This is a genomic window from Acinetobacter sp. (assembly GCF_041919735.1).
Taxonomy (GTDB): Bacteria; Pseudomonadota; Gammaproteobacteria; order Pseudomonadales; family Moraxellaceae; genus Acinetobacter.
In genome coordinates this window covers 1-15,847 of the sequence record NZ_JAYRTF010000039.1, presented here as the reverse complement: position 1 = coordinate 15,847, position 15,847 = coordinate 1, and the positions used below count along the sequence as shown (strand labels likewise).

General features: G+C 45.3%; 12 protein-coding genes and 1 pseudogene. 9 read left to right on the top strand and 4 right to left on the bottom strand.

The window, feature by feature from the left end; genetic code table 11:
• From ACE3T3_RS15445 to ACE3T3_RS15435, 3 genes and pseudogenes are all read right to left on the bottom strand, one after another.
• Positions 1-112 (bottom strand): annotated as a pseudogene (locus tag ACE3T3_RS15445) (urease accessory protein UreE); the annotation flags it as partial.
• 555 nt (positions 113-667) lie between these two features.
• A complete protein-coding gene (locus ACE3T3_RS15440; RefSeq protein ID WP_004813829.1) occupies positions 668-1,588 on the bottom strand; it encodes a response regulator transcription factor in 921 nt (306 codons plus the stop codon).
• A gap of 13 nt (positions 1,589-1,601) precedes the next feature.
• Positions 1,602-5,057 carry an ATP-binding protein gene (locus ACE3T3_RS15435; protein WP_151723162.1) on the bottom strand — a complete coding sequence of 1,152 codons (3,456 nt, stop codon included), beginning with the start codon at positions 5,055-5,057 and terminating at the stop codon, positions 1,602-1,604.
• Between the two features lie 268 nt (positions 5,058-5,325).
• Between ACE3T3_RS15435 and urtA the strand changes: the two genes are divergently transcribed.
• The 9 genes from urtA (at position 5,326) to ACE3T3_RS15390 (ending at position 14,202) form a co-directional block, all read left to right on the top strand.
• Positions 5,326-6,501: an urea ABC transporter substrate-binding protein gene (urtA, locus tag ACE3T3_RS15430; protein WP_374668479.1), complete on the top strand. Its 1,176-nt coding sequence runs from the start codon at positions 5,326-5,328 to the stop codon at positions 6,499-6,501.
• Positions 6,502-6,583: 82 nt separating this feature from the next.
• Positions 6,584-7,504 (top strand): urea ABC transporter permease subunit UrtB, encoded by a 921-nt coding sequence (urtB, locus tag ACE3T3_RS15425; protein ID WP_000365952.1) that lies wholly within the window; start codon positions 6,584-6,586, stop codon positions 7,502-7,504.
• A gap of 18 nt (positions 7,505-7,522) precedes the next feature.
• Positions 7,523-8,686 carry an urea ABC transporter permease subunit UrtC gene (urtC, locus tag ACE3T3_RS15420; protein ID WP_002032120.1) on the top strand — a complete coding sequence of 388 codons (1,164 nt, stop codon included), beginning with the start codon at positions 7,523-7,525 and terminating at the stop codon, positions 8,684-8,686.
• Positions 8,683-9,441: an urea ABC transporter ATP-binding protein UrtD gene (gene urtD / locus ACE3T3_RS15415; protein WP_151723160.1), complete on the top strand. Its 759-nt coding sequence runs from the start codon at positions 8,683-8,685 to the stop codon at positions 9,439-9,441. The genes urtC and urtD overlap by 4 nt, the downstream gene beginning before the upstream one ends.
• A gap of 10 nt (positions 9,442-9,451) precedes the next feature.
• Positions 9,452-10,150, top strand: a complete 699-nt coding sequence (gene urtE, locus ACE3T3_RS15410; RefSeq protein WP_004756673.1) for an urea ABC transporter ATP-binding subunit UrtE — start codon at positions 9,452-9,454, stop codon at positions 10,148-10,150.
• Positions 10,151-10,392: 242 nt separating this feature from the next.
• Positions 10,393-11,436 (top strand): aliphatic amidase, encoded by a 1,044-nt coding sequence (locus tag ACE3T3_RS15405; RefSeq protein ID WP_151723159.1) that lies wholly within the window; start codon positions 10,393-10,395, stop codon positions 11,434-11,436.
• A gap of 26 nt (positions 11,437-11,462) precedes the next feature.
• Entirely contained in the window at positions 11,463-12,587 is a 1,125-nt protein-coding gene (locus tag ACE3T3_RS15400) for an AAA family ATPase (RefSeq protein WP_151723158.1), read from the top strand.
• A gap of 31 nt (positions 12,588-12,618) precedes the next feature.
• Entirely contained in the window at positions 12,619-13,797 is a 1,179-nt protein-coding gene (gene fmdA, locus ACE3T3_RS15395; RefSeq protein ID WP_001163819.1) for a formamidase, read from the top strand.
• Positions 13,798-13,905: 108 nt separating this feature from the next.
• Complete coding sequence (locus tag ACE3T3_RS15390; RefSeq protein ID WP_004813845.1) at positions 13,906-14,202, top strand: FmdB family zinc ribbon protein; 297 nt, start codon at positions 13,906-13,908, stop codon at positions 14,200-14,202.
• Positions 14,203-14,544: 342 nt separating this feature from the next.
• Here ACE3T3_RS15390 and ACE3T3_RS15385 read toward each other — a convergent pair.
• Positions 14,545-15,847: DEAD/DEAH box helicase (locus tag ACE3T3_RS15385; protein WP_374668474.1), on the bottom strand; the 1,303-nt coding region annotated here is incomplete at its 5' end.

Here is a 15,847-nt window from a genome sequence, read left to right as displayed (position 1 = left end):
TTTTTAAAGTTGCACGAAAACGGCTCTTTTGGCGCGTATCGAAAGTCAGCTCAATGACATCAAAGTCACAATTTTCTGTAACTGCTTCTAATCGTTGAGTATAAATTTCCATTTTTTCTCCATGCTTTACTTTATCTGGTATTACTTTTGACCTAAATTGATTCAAAATTTATTCCTGCATGCAAAATTGCACCACAATAAACATAGAAGCAATTTTTGAACCAACATTTATTTTCTAATGGAGATCAAAATATTTAGGGTAAAATTAAAACCTAATTATTTAATTTCAAATAAAAAATAATAAATAAGTGAGTTGCACTATTAAAGTATCTTTTCACGCCAGTACCATTGGCGAGTTGTATTTTTCACACAATTTTATGGGCTACCATCACTCTCCTAAACAAATATAGTCTGTCTGATTTGCCTATACAGAAAAAAGATGAAGCCCCCCATCCATCTAAAAAATTTCCACTTCATTTCCTAGAAACTCTGCATAGATAGCATTTTGGATGTTGTTGCATAAGTTAATTATTTCTAAACGTATAATGGCTGCTTAAAATCATGATGAGTATGTATAGTTTACCAATTTAAAACCTCCTGTTTTTTCAGCACATATCAGTTAGGATGAGGTCGTAAATCCTCCAAAGATTCCTCTACTAAGGGAAAACTAAGCCACTGCCTGATTCTGACAAGCTGACATGACATGCAATACCGCAGCCGTCCGTGTTTCTACATAGAGCTTTTCAAAGACATGCTCAAGATGCTTGTTCACCGTCCGCGGGCTGAGTTGCAGGATCTCGGCAATATCCCGGTTGGTCTTCCCCATCGTGACCCAATGCATCACTTCTGCTTCACGCGGCGTCAGGTTGGGACAGGCGTGCGCGATTTCCTCTGCGCTCGGCATTTGGGTCTGCTCTTTCAACTGCACCAATACATGTTTAGAGATATGCCCTGCATACAGTTTGGTAAGCAGGTTAAGCTGTAACTGCTGATGGCCATGACCGTACTGACCATGCAGTAAGTGTGCTTGATCTGGCTGCTTGAGCAAGTCCTGTAGCCACTGATTCAAACTGGACTGAAAATGCTGTACATCCACCTGATGATTTTTCAGCAATTCACTGACGATGGGGGTCTGCCAGATAATTTCACCTTCCAGATTCAGCGATAGAATCGCACTACCGGTTGCATCCAGCATTTGTCGCTGCTGATGCATTAAACGAGCCTGTAACAAATGGGTTTTTACTCGTGCCCGAACTTCATCAATATTTAAAGGCTTAGTGACGTAGTCTACCCCACCGACCTGAAAGCCTTTGAGGATATGTTCGGTTTCTGTCAGCCCGGTCATAAAGATCACTGGAATATGTTCAGTCACTGGACTGGCTTTAAGCTGAGTGCAGGTTTCAAAACCATCCATCTCCGGCATACTGCCATCAAGCAGGATCATGTCAGGCTGAATGCGATGCGCAATTTCAATTGCATCAAATCCATTGGTCGCTACAAGTACCTGATAGCCAGCCTGATCCAGGCTCTCATGCAACAGACTTAGATTTTCAGGTATATCATCCACAATCAAAATACTTTCCAACATGTCCACCTTACCCTTACTTCAGCACATCTGCATGCTCATGAAGTCGCTGAATTGCTCTTTTAAAATCAAATTGTTTTAAATCCTGCTCAATCTGATGCCATATATCGTTATATTGTTCAAAGTGCTGGCCACATTCATGCAGTACATCTTTTGCCCCCCGGATAAAACCAATACTTAAATGCTGTTCCAGCTGAATGACCACCTCTGCCACGCTCAACAATGGAATGGATGGGTTCAATTCATTTCTGCTTTCAACCACAACCGTGGAGATCTGTACTTTCTGGTCAGAAGGCTGTTCTTGTTCTGGCTGCTGCTCATGCTGATGAAGCCAGCTTAAGCCCAGCTTATCGCCAATCTTGTTTAATAATAAATTGAGATCGACCGGTTTTACTAAAAAGTCTTCATTCAATACATCCGTTTCCGGATTAATCATCCGCTCATTGGCATCTGCAGAAATAATAATAATCGGGACATTGGTGATTTTATTCTGGCGCAGCAATTTCGCCGTTTCCCAGCCGCCCAGTAAAGGCATACTTAAATCCATCAAAATCAGATCAGGATTAAATTCTGGAACCTGACGCAAACAGGCTAAACCTGATTCTGCCTCTTCTAAAATAAAACCTAAGGGTTTAAGAAAATTCAGAACCAGGCCACGGTCGGTCGCTTCATTGTCAACCACCAGTATTTTACGGCGTTCTCCGGTATAACCGGTTACAGTATTAGAGGCAACGTCAGCGATCGGATGGATCAGGGATTTAGAAGGCAAATACAGTTTTATTTTAAATACTGAACCCTGTTTTAACTGGCTGCTCAAGGTCAGCTCGCCACCAAGAATATCAACCAGAAGCTTCACGATCGGCAGCCCTAAACCCGTGCCGGCAAAACTGCCCTGTACCACATTACGACCACGTTCAAAAGGCTGGAAGATCCGCTCAACATCCGACTCAGCAATCCCACAACCAGTATCCTGAATTTCAAAATAAGCGGTCTGAAAACGGTAATCGACCTTAAATTTGACTCCCCCCTCCAGGGTAAATTTCAAAGCATTACCCAACAGATTAATCAGTATCTGTTCCAGACGTTTTTTATCAATACGGACATACTGTGGAATCTTGCTACTGATCTCCACATCAAACTTCAGCTGCTTTTGGGCAAACTGTGGCTCGAATATATGCACGATCTGTTTAAGAAATTTTGGCAGGTCGATATTGGAATTTTCCAAAGAAATCTTACCAGTTTCAATCCGTGCCAAATCCAGCAGACCATCAATTAGAGAAGTCAGATGCTGACCGCTCCGGCTAATCACGCCCAGGGCAGATTCGCCCTGTTCAGACAGTTTTTCCTGTTTCTGCAGTAGCTGGCTATAACCGAGAATACTGTTCAACGGTGTTCGTAATTCATGACTGATGCCAATCACATAGCGGCTTTTGGCTTCATTGGCCTTTTCAGCCTGAATGCGGGCATCCTGCAACTGGCGATCGGTAACTTTATGCGCTTCAATCTCATCCATCAGCAGTTGAGTCTGGGTATTACTTTCCAGCTGTGCCTGACGTCGACTTTCATCATTCAGCACTAACCACCAGGCGGCTACACACAGTAGCAGGAACAGTACGGCATAGATTTTGACGAACAGCATTGTCAGCGCATCCTGCTGCTGTGACAAAGCACCCAGGCTGGCAGACTCCTGTAAATAAATCAGGCTCAGACTAACTGCCAACACCACGCCCAAGACAAAAATCAGCAGGATATACAGACTTAAACGGGTATTAATATGTTGTACCCAGTATTTCGGCAGGAACCAGGCTGCAAAAACTCTTAGCTGTGAAGACCAGCGTGCATGCGGCTTACACAGATCATGACAACGTGCTTCAAGCGTGCAGCACAGAGAACAGATCTGACTGCTATAGGCTGGACAACTGGCCATGTCTGCAGTTTCATAATCATGCTCACAGACTACACAGGTTTGGGTTTCGACCAACTTCAGCTCAGGCTTTTCTTGACGTGCCAAGTAGTATTTACCTTTGGTAAACCAGGCAATTAGCGGTACACATAACACCGCCGTACCGAGTGCGATAAAGCCGGCCAAGGACCGGGCAATCTCTCCAAAAACTCCCCAGTAACACAGCATGGATAAGACCGATGCAATGATCAGGCTACCGACTCCAACCGGATTAATGTCATATAAATAGGCCCGTCGAAATTCAATTCCTTTTGGACTCAGTCCCAGTGGTTTACAGATCACCAGATCCGCAACAATGGCACCGATCCAAGCAAGGGCCACATTACTGTATAAGCCAAGCACACGCTCCACCGCATGGATTACCCCAAGTTCCATCAACAGCAAAGCGATAAAGATATTGAATACCAGCCAGACTACGCGCCCTGGATGGCTATGCGTCAGACGCGCAAAAAAGTTCGACCAAGCCAATGACCCTGCATAGGCATTGGTAACATTAATCTTGATCTGAGCGACGCAGACAAATAGAACAGTCAGAAATAAAGCGATGCCGGGATGATTGACCACCTGTTGATAGGCAATCCAGTACAGATAATTGGGGTTACTCAGTTCGGAATCGGCAACCAGATACTGCATTGCCAGCGCCATAAGTAGCATACCCATGAATATCTTGATAAATCCGCCCAGAATCCAAGCTGGTCCACCTAAAAAGACTGCCCAATTCCATTTACGCTGAATATGTTTTTTATCGGGTAAAAACCGCAGATAATCCGCCTGTTCTCCGATCTGGGTGATCAAGGCAAAGAGCACCGTGCAGGATGCACCAAAAAAAGACAGATTAAAGGCAGCGCTCTGACTTTTTGCGCCCTCAATCAATGCAAGATTGCTGATCAAATCAGGTTGCTTCACCAACACAAAGCACCATGGTAATAAAAGCAGAAATAACCAAAGTGGTTGAGTGATGGCCTGCACCTTATTGATGAAGCCAATACCTTTGACCACCAATGGCAAAATCACCAGTGCTGAAATCAGATAGCCAATACTCAGGGGTATCCCTAAGCCTAGCTCCAATGCCAGCGCCATGATGGCAGCTTCAAAGGCGAGAAAGATAAAGGTGAAACTGGCATAGATGACCGAGGTAATGGAGGAGCCAATATAACCAAATCCGGCACCACGGGTCAGTAAATCAATATCGACATTATAACGGGCAGCATAATAACCAATCGGCCAGCTGGTCAGGAAAATGATAATCGCCACAACCACCAGTGCCCAGAAAGCATTACTGAAACCGTATTGCCAGAGCATGGTTGCTCCAAGTGTCTCCATTGCCAGGAAACTGACAGCCGCAAGTGCCGTATTGGTCACTGTCCATAGCGACCATTTCCGGACGGATTTAGGCGCATAGCGCAGGGCGTAATCCTCAATACTTTCATCGACCACCCAGGTATTGTATTTACGTCGGGTATGAATGACGCGCTGCGGTGCCTGACTGGTATTCGCTGTTGGGTCCATACAGATCAAATAAAGCTAAATATCTGCTATTACAATGCAATAACTATGCCCAGCCTATCAGTATCTAAAAATAATCCGACTGAAGGTTATATACGTAAAGTGACGTATATGCTCAATTTTTAACTCCCCTTAGGCTTAGTTGCATACCAAGCGCAAACCTATGATTAAGCGCATCAGCACATCTAATTCTATAGGGGAACCCGACATGAGCTTAAAATCAAAAGTAAAGACATCTGGATTACTGGCAGGTTTACTTGCTGTTCCATTCTTGCTGGCACCCGCACTAACCAATGCCAGCGTACCTGCAACGGCAAAGGTCAATACCACGAAACTTAAAGTCGATGACAAGTTTGTATATGTGGGTCAGCTACATTCGGCAACCGGTACCATGGCAATTTCTGAAACCGGTTCAATCCAGGCAGAACGTCTGGCCATTGAACAGATCAATAAAAAGGGCGGTGTACTTGGTCGACAGATCAAAATTATTCAGGAAGATGGTGCTTCTGACTGGCCAACCTTTGCAGAAAAAGCACGTAAATTATCTGAAAAAGACCGTGTTGCTGCAATTTTCGGTTGCTGGACTTCAGCCTCTCGTAAAGCCGTATTGCCGATTATTGAACGCAACAACTCTCTACTTTATTACCCAACCTTCTATGAAGGCTTAGAACAATCTAAAAACGTGATCTACACCGGTCAGGAAGCAACTCAACAGGTACTTGAAGCACTGAACTGGCTGGCAAAAGAGAAAAAAGCCAAAACCTTCTATCTGATTGGTTCTGATTACATCTGGCCGCGCACCACCATGAAAATTGCCCGTACCCACATCGAGAAAGTACTGAAAGGCAAAGTGGTCGGCGAAGAATACTATCCATTGGGTCATACACAATTCGGTTCCCTCATCAACAAAACCAAACTGCGTAAACCAGATGCTATCTTTGCAGCAGTTGTGGGCGGTTCGAACGTATCCTTCTACAAACAAATGAAAGCTGCGGGTGTAACAGGCGACAAACAGACACTGCTTACCCTTTCAGTGACTGAAGATGAATTGCTGGGGATTGGCGGCGAAAACATGAAGGGCTTCTACTCTTCAATGAAATATTTCCAAAGCCTGAATAACCCCAATAATGCTGCATTCGTAAAAGCCTTTAAAGCGAAATATGGCCCTAAAGCGGTGGTAGGTGACGTAACACAAGCAGCCTACCTTGGTCCATGGTTATGGAAAGCCGCAGTTGAAAAAGCCGGTAGCTTCGATGTCGCGAAAGTGACTGCAGCATCTAAAGGCCTAGAAATGAAAAACGCGCCTGAAGGCTACGTAAAAATTGACCCCAACCACCATTTATGGAGCAAATCACGTATTGGTCAAGTGCAACCAAATGGTCAGTTCAAGGTTGTTTACGAGTCTAAAGGTCTAATCAAACCAAACCCATTCCCTAAAGGTTACTGAGTTAACAGCCACATGATCAGGGGAAGCCATTCTCCTGATCTTTTTATTCCACACAATTTTTTAAAGCTTGGAGGATGATGCGATGGATCTATCATTTGCAGAATTCGGTGCAATATTTGCCATGCAAGGCTTTAATGGTCTCTCTGTGTTCTGTGTGCTGTTATTGATGGCGCTCGGCCTTGCAATTATCTTTGGGCAAATGGGCGTAATTAACATGGCACATGGTGAGTTTCTGACCATTGGTGCATATACGACATTTTTCATTTCCACACTGACTGAAAGTTTTTTCCCTCAACTCTTACCTTACTATTTCCTGATTGCAATCATTGCAGCCTTCCTCACAGCAGGCATTATCGGTTACATGGTGGAACGGCTCATGATTAGCCGGCTCTATCAACGGCCACTCGATACACTTCTTGCAACATGGGGCTTAAGCCTCATCATGCAGCAGCTGTTCCGTTCTATTTTCGGCCCTAAGGAAGTCAGCCCGACTTTACCTGACTGGTTAATGGGTTCTTATCAACCGACGGAAGCCATCGATATTCCTATCAATGGTCTGTTCCTGGTGGGCGTTACCCTCTGTGTTACTGCATTTGTCTACTTTCTGATTTACCGTTCACGCTGGGGTTTACAGCTTCGTGCAACCAACCAGAACCGCTTTATGAGTGGTGCTGTCGGGATCAATACCAAACGTGTTGATAGCTTAACCTTTGCCTTGGGTTGTGGGCTTGCAGGTATTGCGGGTGCAGCCTTCACAACCATCGGTTCTACTGGTCCTACAGCCGGTTCGCTGTATATCGTCGATACATTCTTAGTAGTGGTCTTCGGCGGCGCTGCAAGCTTGCTTGGCACCGTTGCCTCCGCATTCAGTATCGCGCAAGCACAATCTATTCTGGAATTCTTCCTTTCTGGTTCTGTCGCTAAAGTCCTGACACTGGCTACAGTCATTATTATCCTGATGCTGCGTCCTCAGGGTCTCTTCTCAATCAAAGTACGTAAATAGGGATTCAGGAGAGATATTATGAAGAATCTAATGAATGCCTTTTTAGGCGGTAAAGAAGGTGCGATTGGTCTGGTGATTCTTGCCGTACTGATCCTGCTAGTCATGCCAATGTTCCTGGATATTTTCCGTCTGAATCTGATGGGTAAATATTTGACTTTTGCTTTTGTCGCAATCGGCCTGGTTCTGTGCTGGGGACACGGTGGTATCTTAAGTTTAGGTCAAGGGATTTTCTTTGGCATTGGCGGCTACTGCATGGCCATGTTCCTGAAACTTGAAGCTTCAGACATGCAATCTACAGCAGCGCAAACCACGCCAGGAATTCCAGACTTTATGGACTGGAACCAGATCACCAGCTTGCCAGGCTTTTGGGAACCTTTCCATAGCTTCGGGTTTACTTTGTTTGCCATCATCATCATTCCAATCTTGCTTGCCTTCATCATCGGTTTCGCGATGTTTACCCGTCGTGTCGGTGATGTGTACTTCTCGATCATCATGCAAGCCATTGTAGCGATCCTGACCATTCTGATTATTGGTCAACAAGGTTTCACTGGCGGCATTAACGGGATTACAGACCTGAAAACCCTGCATGGCTGGGATATCCGTACCGATGAAGCCAAATATGTCCTGTACTACATCAATGCCCTGCTGCTCATTGCAGTGATCATGATCAGCCGTTTTGTCCTCAGTTCTAAACTCGGACGTCTACTTTCTGCGATGCGTGACAAAGAAGAACGTGTACGTTTCTCTGGCTATGACGTGGCCATGTACAAAGTATTCATTTTCTGTTTCGCAGCTGTGGTGTCATCTATTGGTGGTGCGATGTTTACCCTGCAAGTCGGCTTCATGTCACCAACGATTATCGGCATCGTACCTTCGATTGAAATGGTCATTTTAGCTGCAGTCGGTGGTCGTCTGTCACTGATTGGGGCAGTGTATGGTGCTGTTCTGGTGAATCTGGGTAAAACTTACTTCTCTGAAGCCTTTCCTGAAGTATGGTTGTATTTCCTCGGTGCATTGTTCATCGGTGTAGTCATGTTCTTACCGAATGGCTTAGCGGGTCTGTATGAAAAATATGTCCGTCCATTGTTCCTGAAAAAGAAACCGATCGACAGCACTTCGCCACCGCCAAGTAGTGATCCGGATAAAACGATCAATCCAATTGTAGAAGGAGGCGTGAAATGAATAAAGTCGGCGTAGAAATGAATAAACCGGTGCTGGTCATTGAAGATCTCACCGTGTCCTTCGACGGTTTCAAGGCAGTCAGTGATCTCAACTTCTATCTGGATAAAAACGAAGTCCATGTGGTGATCGGTCCCAATGGAGCCGGCAAAACCACAGTGCTGGATCTGATCTGTGGCAAGACCAAAGCAACTTCAGGTACGATCAAGTTTAATGATATTGAACTGACCAAACTGAAAGAGTACGACATTGTACGTAAAGGGGTTGGGCGTAAATTCCAGAACCCGAATATTTATGAAAACCTGTCGGTCTATGACAACCTGGAAATGTCGTTCCCGCGTGGCCGTAATGTCTTTGGTGCGCTGTTCTTCAGACGCACCAAAGATGTCGATGAGCGTATTCGTGAAGTTGCTGGCAAGATTTTCCTGACTGACCTGCTGGATACCTCCGCTAGTCTGCTCTCTCATGGTCAGAAGCAGTGGCTGGAAATTGGCATGTTGCTGATGCAAGACCCTGAGCTGCTCATGCTGGATGAACCTGTCGCAGGGATGAGTGTCTCGGAACGTGAGCAGACGGCGCAACTGTTGCAGGAGATTAGCAAAGGACGTTCTGTGCTGGTGATTGAACATGACATGGAATTCGTCAAAACCATTGCGGACAAAGTCACAGTACTGCACCAGGGCAAAATTCTGGCAGCCGGAAAAATGGACGATGTGCAAAATGATCCAAAAGTGATTGAAGTTTATCTGGGACACTAAGGAGGCCACTATGAGCGGATTATTAGAAATTAATGCTTTGTGTTCAGGATATAAACAAAGTCAGGTGATTCACGACCTGGAACTGAAGATCCAGCCGAAGGAAATTGTAGCGATCATGGGGCGTAACGGCATGGGTAAAACCACCCTGTTTAAAACCCTGATTGGTGATATTAAAAATACCAAAGGTGAAATCAAGCTGGATGGCAAGAATCTGGAAAAACTGGATCCTTACCAGCGTGTAGAAAACGGTGTGGCTTATGTGCCACAAGGCCGGATGATTTTCTCCACCATGTCGGTGCTGGAAAATATCCAGACCGGTTTACCGGCTTCTGCCCATGGCAAAGTACCGGATGACCTGTATGAGCTGTTTCCTGTGCTTTGGGATATGCGCAAACGTAAAGGCGGAAACTTATCGGGTGGGCAACAACAGCAATTAGCAATTGCCCGTGCCTTAGCGACTAATCCTAAAGTACTGCTGCTGGATGAACCGACGGAAGGGATTCAGCCTTCTATCATTAAGGACATTGCCAGAACACTGAAAGAGATTCGGGATCAGCGTGATCTGACCATTGTGGTCTCTGAACAGGTGCTGAGTTTCACCATGGCGATGGCCGATCGCTTCCTGGTGATCGATAAGGGCCGCTTTGCTTATGAAAATGTCCGTGAAAATGTCGATGAGACCACCATCAGTAAATATCTCTCTGTTTAATCTTCCTGGTTTAATCTGGCTGTAATTTTTCTCTACATCCCTCGATTCGTCGGGGGATTTTTAATTTCTATTTCACTTAATATCCCAGAATTGTATTTAAATATTTTATTTGATTATTCACATTTAAAAATTTCTTCCAGTCTACGCATCCATATACGCAATTCAACGTATTTTGCTGCAACGTATTTCACGCGACACTCGAATCATAAAGTTGAATCGATAAAAGAGTTGGAGAAATTTAAATGCGTCACGGTGATATCTCAAGCAGCCCAGATACAGTAGGTGTAGCAGTTGTAAACTACAAAATTCCTCGTCTGCACAACAAAGCAGAAGTGATTGATAACGCGTATAAAATTGCTGAAATGTTGAAAGGAATTAAACAGGGTATTCCAGGTATGGACCTGATTGTTTTTCCTGAATACAGCACCATGGGCATTATGTACGACCATGACGAGATGATGGCAACCGCTGCCACCATTCCAGGCGATGAAACCGCGATTTTCTCACAAGCCTGTATTGAAGCCAACGTCTGGGGCGTGTTCTCGATTACCGGTGAACAACATGAGGAACATCCAAACAAGGTGCCTTATAACACCTTGATCCTGATTAATAACAAGGGCGAAATCGTTCAGAAATACCGCAAGATTATCCCATGGTGCCCGATTGAAGGCTGGTGCCCAGGTGATACCACTTATGTGACTGAAGGACCGAAGGGCATCAAGATGTCACTGATCATCTGTGATGACGGTAACTATCCAGAAATCTGGCGTGACTGTGCCATGAAAGGCGCTGAACTGGTCGTGCGTTGCCAAGGCTATATGTACCCGGCTGCAGATCAGCAGATCAACATGGCGAAATGCATGGCATGGACAAATAACGTTTACGTTGCTGTTGCCAACTGTACCGGTTTTGATGGGGTCTACACCTACTTCGGTCACTCAGCAGTAGTCGGCTTCGACGGCCGTACCTTGGGTGAATGTGGTACGGAAGAAAACGGCATCCAATACGCACAATTGTCACTGCATGAAATTCGTGATGCACGTAAATACGACCAGTCACAAAACCATTTATTTAAATTGCTGCACCGCGGCTATACCGGTGTCTATAACAATGGTGACGGCGATAAAGGCGTTGCGGACTGTCCATTCGACTTCTACAAAACCTGGGTTCTGGATGCTCAAAAAGCGCAAGAGAACGTGGAAAAAATTACCCGCTCTACCATCGGTGTTGCGGAATGCCCAATCGGCAATCTGCCACATGAAGGCCTAGAAAAAGAAGCATCTTAAGTTTGGTCTGAGAGGAGGTATTCGATATGACATTTGCCAGCGACCGCATCAGTGCCAATCAGGAAACTCTGGCCAAACAGCGTTATGAGATGCAGAGCAAAGAACGTATTGCGCGTACCTCTCGCTTTAGCTTTGATCCTGAAAAAGTCATGCAGCATGTCCGTGGTCATATCATTGGGCAGCGTGCTGCCCTAGAGGAAATTGAAAACATGCTCTTAACCGTCAAGGCAGATTTTAATGCTCCTACCCGGCCACTGGCAGTCACATTGATGCTCGGACCGACGGGTGTGGGGAAAACTGAAACGGTTCGGCTGATTGCTGAGGCAATCCATGGCAAGCCCGATGCATTCTGCCGGATCGACATGAACACACTGGCACAGGAACATTATGCTGCAGCACTGACAGGTGCCCCTCCAGGCTATGTCGGCTCTAAAGAAGGCAATACCCTGTTTGATGAGGCCCATATTCAGGGCAGTTTTTCCAAGCCAGGTATTGTGCTGTTTGATGAAATTGAAAAAGCCAGTACCGAAGTCATTCGCGGTCTGCTCAACGTTCTGGAAACCGGAACCTTAAAGCTGACCGCAGGCACAAAAGTGCTGGATTTCAAAAACTGCATGATCTTTATGACCAGTAACGTCGGCGCCAAAGATGCTCAGGCACGCTTAAGACAGCTGGCCAAGCTTCCAAAGCCTATTCAGACACTGGCTCGACTGGCCAAACTGGATGACAGCCAGATTACCGAACATGCGTTGTACAAGAAATTTGATCCTGAATTTTTGAATCGTATTGAACGTATTCTGCAGTATGAAGCGGTTGAAGCTGATTTCGCGCCAACACTGGTCAGTCTGGAAATAGAGAAACTGAATCAGCGACTCCGCAAGCAGAGCCGTACGGTTGAACTTACACCCGCTGCCACCCTATTTCTGTCTAGCGGGCATGATGTCCGTTTCGGAGCACGAGGCTTGAGTCGCCGCTTTCGGGTTCTGGTTGAGCCACAACTCGCCAGGTTTTTTATTCAGCATCCAGAAGCCGGTCAGATCATCATTGATTATGACGGCAAAACGATCCAGGTTCAGTCAGTTCCTGTTGAAAGCGTGATCGAAGATCCGCTGTTCATCATGGATGACACGGGCAATAACATCAAAAACTAGCTTTATTCGACCTCAACACAGGGGATAAAACATGCAACATATTAAAATTAAACCGGGGGTTCCGCTGGCAGAACAGGCGGAAATTGGACATAACCGCTGGCATCCGGATTTGCCATTTCTGACTTCGGTAAAACCGGGTGAAGAAATCCTGATTGAAAGTCTGGATTTCCTGGATGCGCAGATTAAAGATACCGATGACATTTCTGATGTCAAAAATGTCGACCTGACCCGTGCCCATCCATTAACCGGACCTTTCTATGTAGAAGGTGCTGAACCAGGTGACTTGCTGGTAATTGACCTGCTCGACATTCAGCCAATTTCAGATGTGGGTTTCTCGGGCGTATTTGCCAAGGAAAATGGCGGTGGCTTCCTGGCTGACTATTTCCCTGAAGCTGATAAAGCCATCTGGGACTTGAAAGGCTTATTTGCGACTTCACGTCATATTCCGGGCGTGCGTATTGCCGGCTTAAAACACCCTGGCTTGATGGGAACTTTGCCATCGCATGATTTGCTAAAGGAATGGAATCGCCGTGAAGCTTTACTGGTTCCTAAAGGTCAGGCTAATCCGCCTGATCCACGTACTGCCGTTTTGCGTGGCGTAACAGGTGCTGAATTCGACCGTATGGCAGCTGAAGCGGCACGTACTGTTCCACCGCGTGAACATGGCGGGAATACGGACATTAAAGACCTGGCAGCCGGTAGCCGTATTTACTTCCCTGTTTATCAGAAAGGTGCTGGCTTTTCGATGGGCGATCTGCACTTCTCGCAAGGAGATGGTGAAATCGGTTTCTGTGGCGCGATCGAAATGGATGGTGTTACCCGTGTCGGCTTCGACCTGATCAAGGGCGGTATGGAAAAATACAATATCGATTCTCCAATCTTTGTGCCAAGTAATGTCCGTCCGGCTTATGACCAATGGCTGACCTTTGAAGGCATCAGCGTTGAAGATGGCGTAAACCATTATCTGGATGCCACTGTGGCATATCGTCAAGCGTGTTTAAAAGCGATCAAATACCTTGAAAACTTCGGCTTTACCGGTTCACAAGCATACATGTTACTGACTGCGGCACCAGTTGAAGGCCGTATCGGTGGCATCGTGGATATTCCGAACTGTGCATGTACCGTATCTCTGCCAACTTCAATTTTTGAACAGAATATCCTGCCTCAGGGTGCGCTGAACGATGATAAGTTCTGGGGGCATAAACGTTAGTTTTACAATTTATTGTCATTCTAGCTTCACAACGGGTAGTCATCCAACTTAAAGCTTTCGGCTACTCGTCTTTTTAATTTAAGGCCTTCATGCTACAGGAGTACAGAAATGCCGTTATATGATTTCCGCTGTGAGCATTGCGAGGGGATTTTTGAACAACGGGTTCCAATTGCCCGTATCTCGACCGATACGATTGAATGTAATTATTGCCAACAGCAGACTTTAGCTAAACCGATGATTACTGGTCATCAGCAAATTAATATGAAAAGCAAATGGCGTCCGGGTTCAGGTGCTGAACAACTTGCAGGGCCTCTGGTAGAAGGACCCGGTACCAACAAAAATAGCGCACGCAGCTCGGTTTTACATAATTGCCGCGGCGTTAACTGTTCTTTATGCGATGTTTAATCCGCCATTTTAAATATTTAACTAATCAGGACTGGACTGCTCCCAGTATCCTAGACACGAGACAGCCTCATTTTGAAGCTGTCTCAAAGGCTTCTGCGCTCATCCCATTGAGCTTGATACGCCCCTGATACTCCATAAAGCTAATTTGTTCACCCCCTCTGTCTCAAACTACACCACACAAAATAAAAACCCTATATAGCTGTTATATATAGGGTTTATTGAAATATCTATTATGTAATTTAATATATTTTATGTCGATGACTCTTGCCAAGGCTGGCGGTTTTGAAAAATTACATCTAACTTTCAAATACCTATAGATGATGAGGGTAATTTGAAACCAAACTAAAATTTCTCAAACAAGTTCATCACGTCATTTTCCGTCAGTTTCGCTTCGCCCTCATGATCGGTACTTAGAATAGACTGTGCCAGTTCTGCTTTATTTTGCTGTAAGGCAAGAATTTTTTCTTCTATGCTTTTATTGGTAATCAGCTTATACACAAATACTGGCTTGTCCTGTCCAATCCGCCATGCACGATCTGAAGCTTGATCTTCAGCAGCAGGGTTCCACCATGGGTCATAGTGAATGACCGTATCTGCGGCAGTTAGATTCAGACCGACTCCTCCTGCTTTTAGACTGATTAAAAATACCGGCACTTGTCCAGACTGAAATGCTGTAATGACTTCATCTCGCTTTTTGGTCTGCCCAGTCAGCTTCACATAGCCAATTTCTGCGTGATGGAGCTGTTGTTCAATCAGTTCCAACATTGAGGTAAACTGAGAGAAAATAAGAATTTTTCGTCCCTCTTCCACCATTGGAACAACCATATCCATCAACTGTTCAAGTTTGGCAGAATACGCCTGCCCGGTTTTAACTGAATCCAGTTTCAGCAAGCTAGGATGACAACAGACCTGACGCAGCTTCAGCAAGGCATCTAAAATTTGGATTTGACTACGCTTAAAGCCTTTTTCTGCCACAATTTTCTGAATATTTGCCTGCATCGTGGCGCGAACAGCCTCATATAGCTTGGATTGCTGCTCATTCATGTCAATATTGACTTCAATCGTGGTTTTTTCTGGCAACTCTTTGGCTACGTCAGTTTTCAAGCGACGTAAAATAAATGGTTTAATGCGGTTGACCAGCTTTTGCCTTAACTGCTGATCACCGCGTTTTTCAATCGGATGACGGTACTTTTTATTAAAAATTTCTTGTGAATATAAAAATCCTGGCATCAGGAAATAAAATAGTGCCCACAGCTCACCCAAATGATTTTCCATCGGGGTACCTGTTAGACACAAACGATGTCGTGCTTTTAATTGCCTTACTACCTGTGCAGCTTTGGCACGCGGATTTTTGATATTCTGCGCCTCATCCAAAATGAGTTGATGATATTCATATTGCTTTAGTTGCTCTTCATCTCTCGCCAGAAGCGGATAGGTGGTTAACACAATATCATAGTGCGGAATCTGCTCAAAATACTGATGGCGATCGGGCCCCTGTAGCAGCAATACCTTGAGCTCAGGGGTAAATTTCTCCGCTTCTTTGAACCAGTTATGCATCAGCGATGTGGGTGCAACAATTAAGGCGGGACTGTCCTGCAAATATCCAGCCTGCTTTTCCATGAGTAAATGGGCTAAAGTTTGTGCT

What these genes read in the sequence shown, in the direction of transcription:
- ACE3T3_RS15440 (WP_004813829.1), bottom strand. Translation starts at nt 1,588, where the DNA reads ATGTTGGAAAGTATTTTGATTGTGGATGATATACCTGAAAATCTAAGT.
- ACE3T3_RS15435 (WP_151723162.1), bottom strand. Translation starts at nt 5,057, where the DNA reads ATGGACCCAACAGCGAATACCAGTCAGGCACCGCAGCGCGTCATTCAT.
- urtB (WP_000365952.1), top strand. Translation starts at nt 6,584, where the DNA reads ATGGATCTATCATTTGCAGAATTCGGTGCAATATTTGCCATGCAAGGC.
- urtC (WP_002032120.1), top strand. Translation starts at nt 7,523, where the DNA reads ATGAAGAATCTAATGAATGCCTTTTTAGGCGGTAAAGAAGGTGCGATT.
- urtD (WP_151723160.1), top strand. Translation starts at nt 8,683, where the DNA reads ATGAATAAAGTCGGCGTAGAAATGAATAAACCGGTGCTGGTCATTGAA.
- urtE (WP_004756673.1), top strand. Translation starts at nt 9,452, where the DNA reads ATGAGCGGATTATTAGAAATTAATGCTTTGTGTTCAGGATATAAACAA.
- ACE3T3_RS15405 (WP_151723159.1), top strand. Translation starts at nt 10,393, where the DNA reads ATGCGTCACGGTGATATCTCAAGCAGCCCAGATACAGTAGGTGTAGCA.
- ACE3T3_RS15400 (WP_151723158.1), top strand. Translation starts at nt 11,463, where the DNA reads ATGACATTTGCCAGCGACCGCATCAGTGCCAATCAGGAAACTCTGGCC.
- fmdA (WP_001163819.1), top strand. Translation starts at nt 12,619, where the DNA reads ATGCAACATATTAAAATTAAACCGGGGGTTCCGCTGGCAGAACAGGCG.
- ACE3T3_RS15390 (WP_004813845.1), top strand. Translation starts at nt 13,906, where the DNA reads ATGCCGTTATATGATTTCCGCTGTGAGCATTGCGAGGGGATTTTTGAA.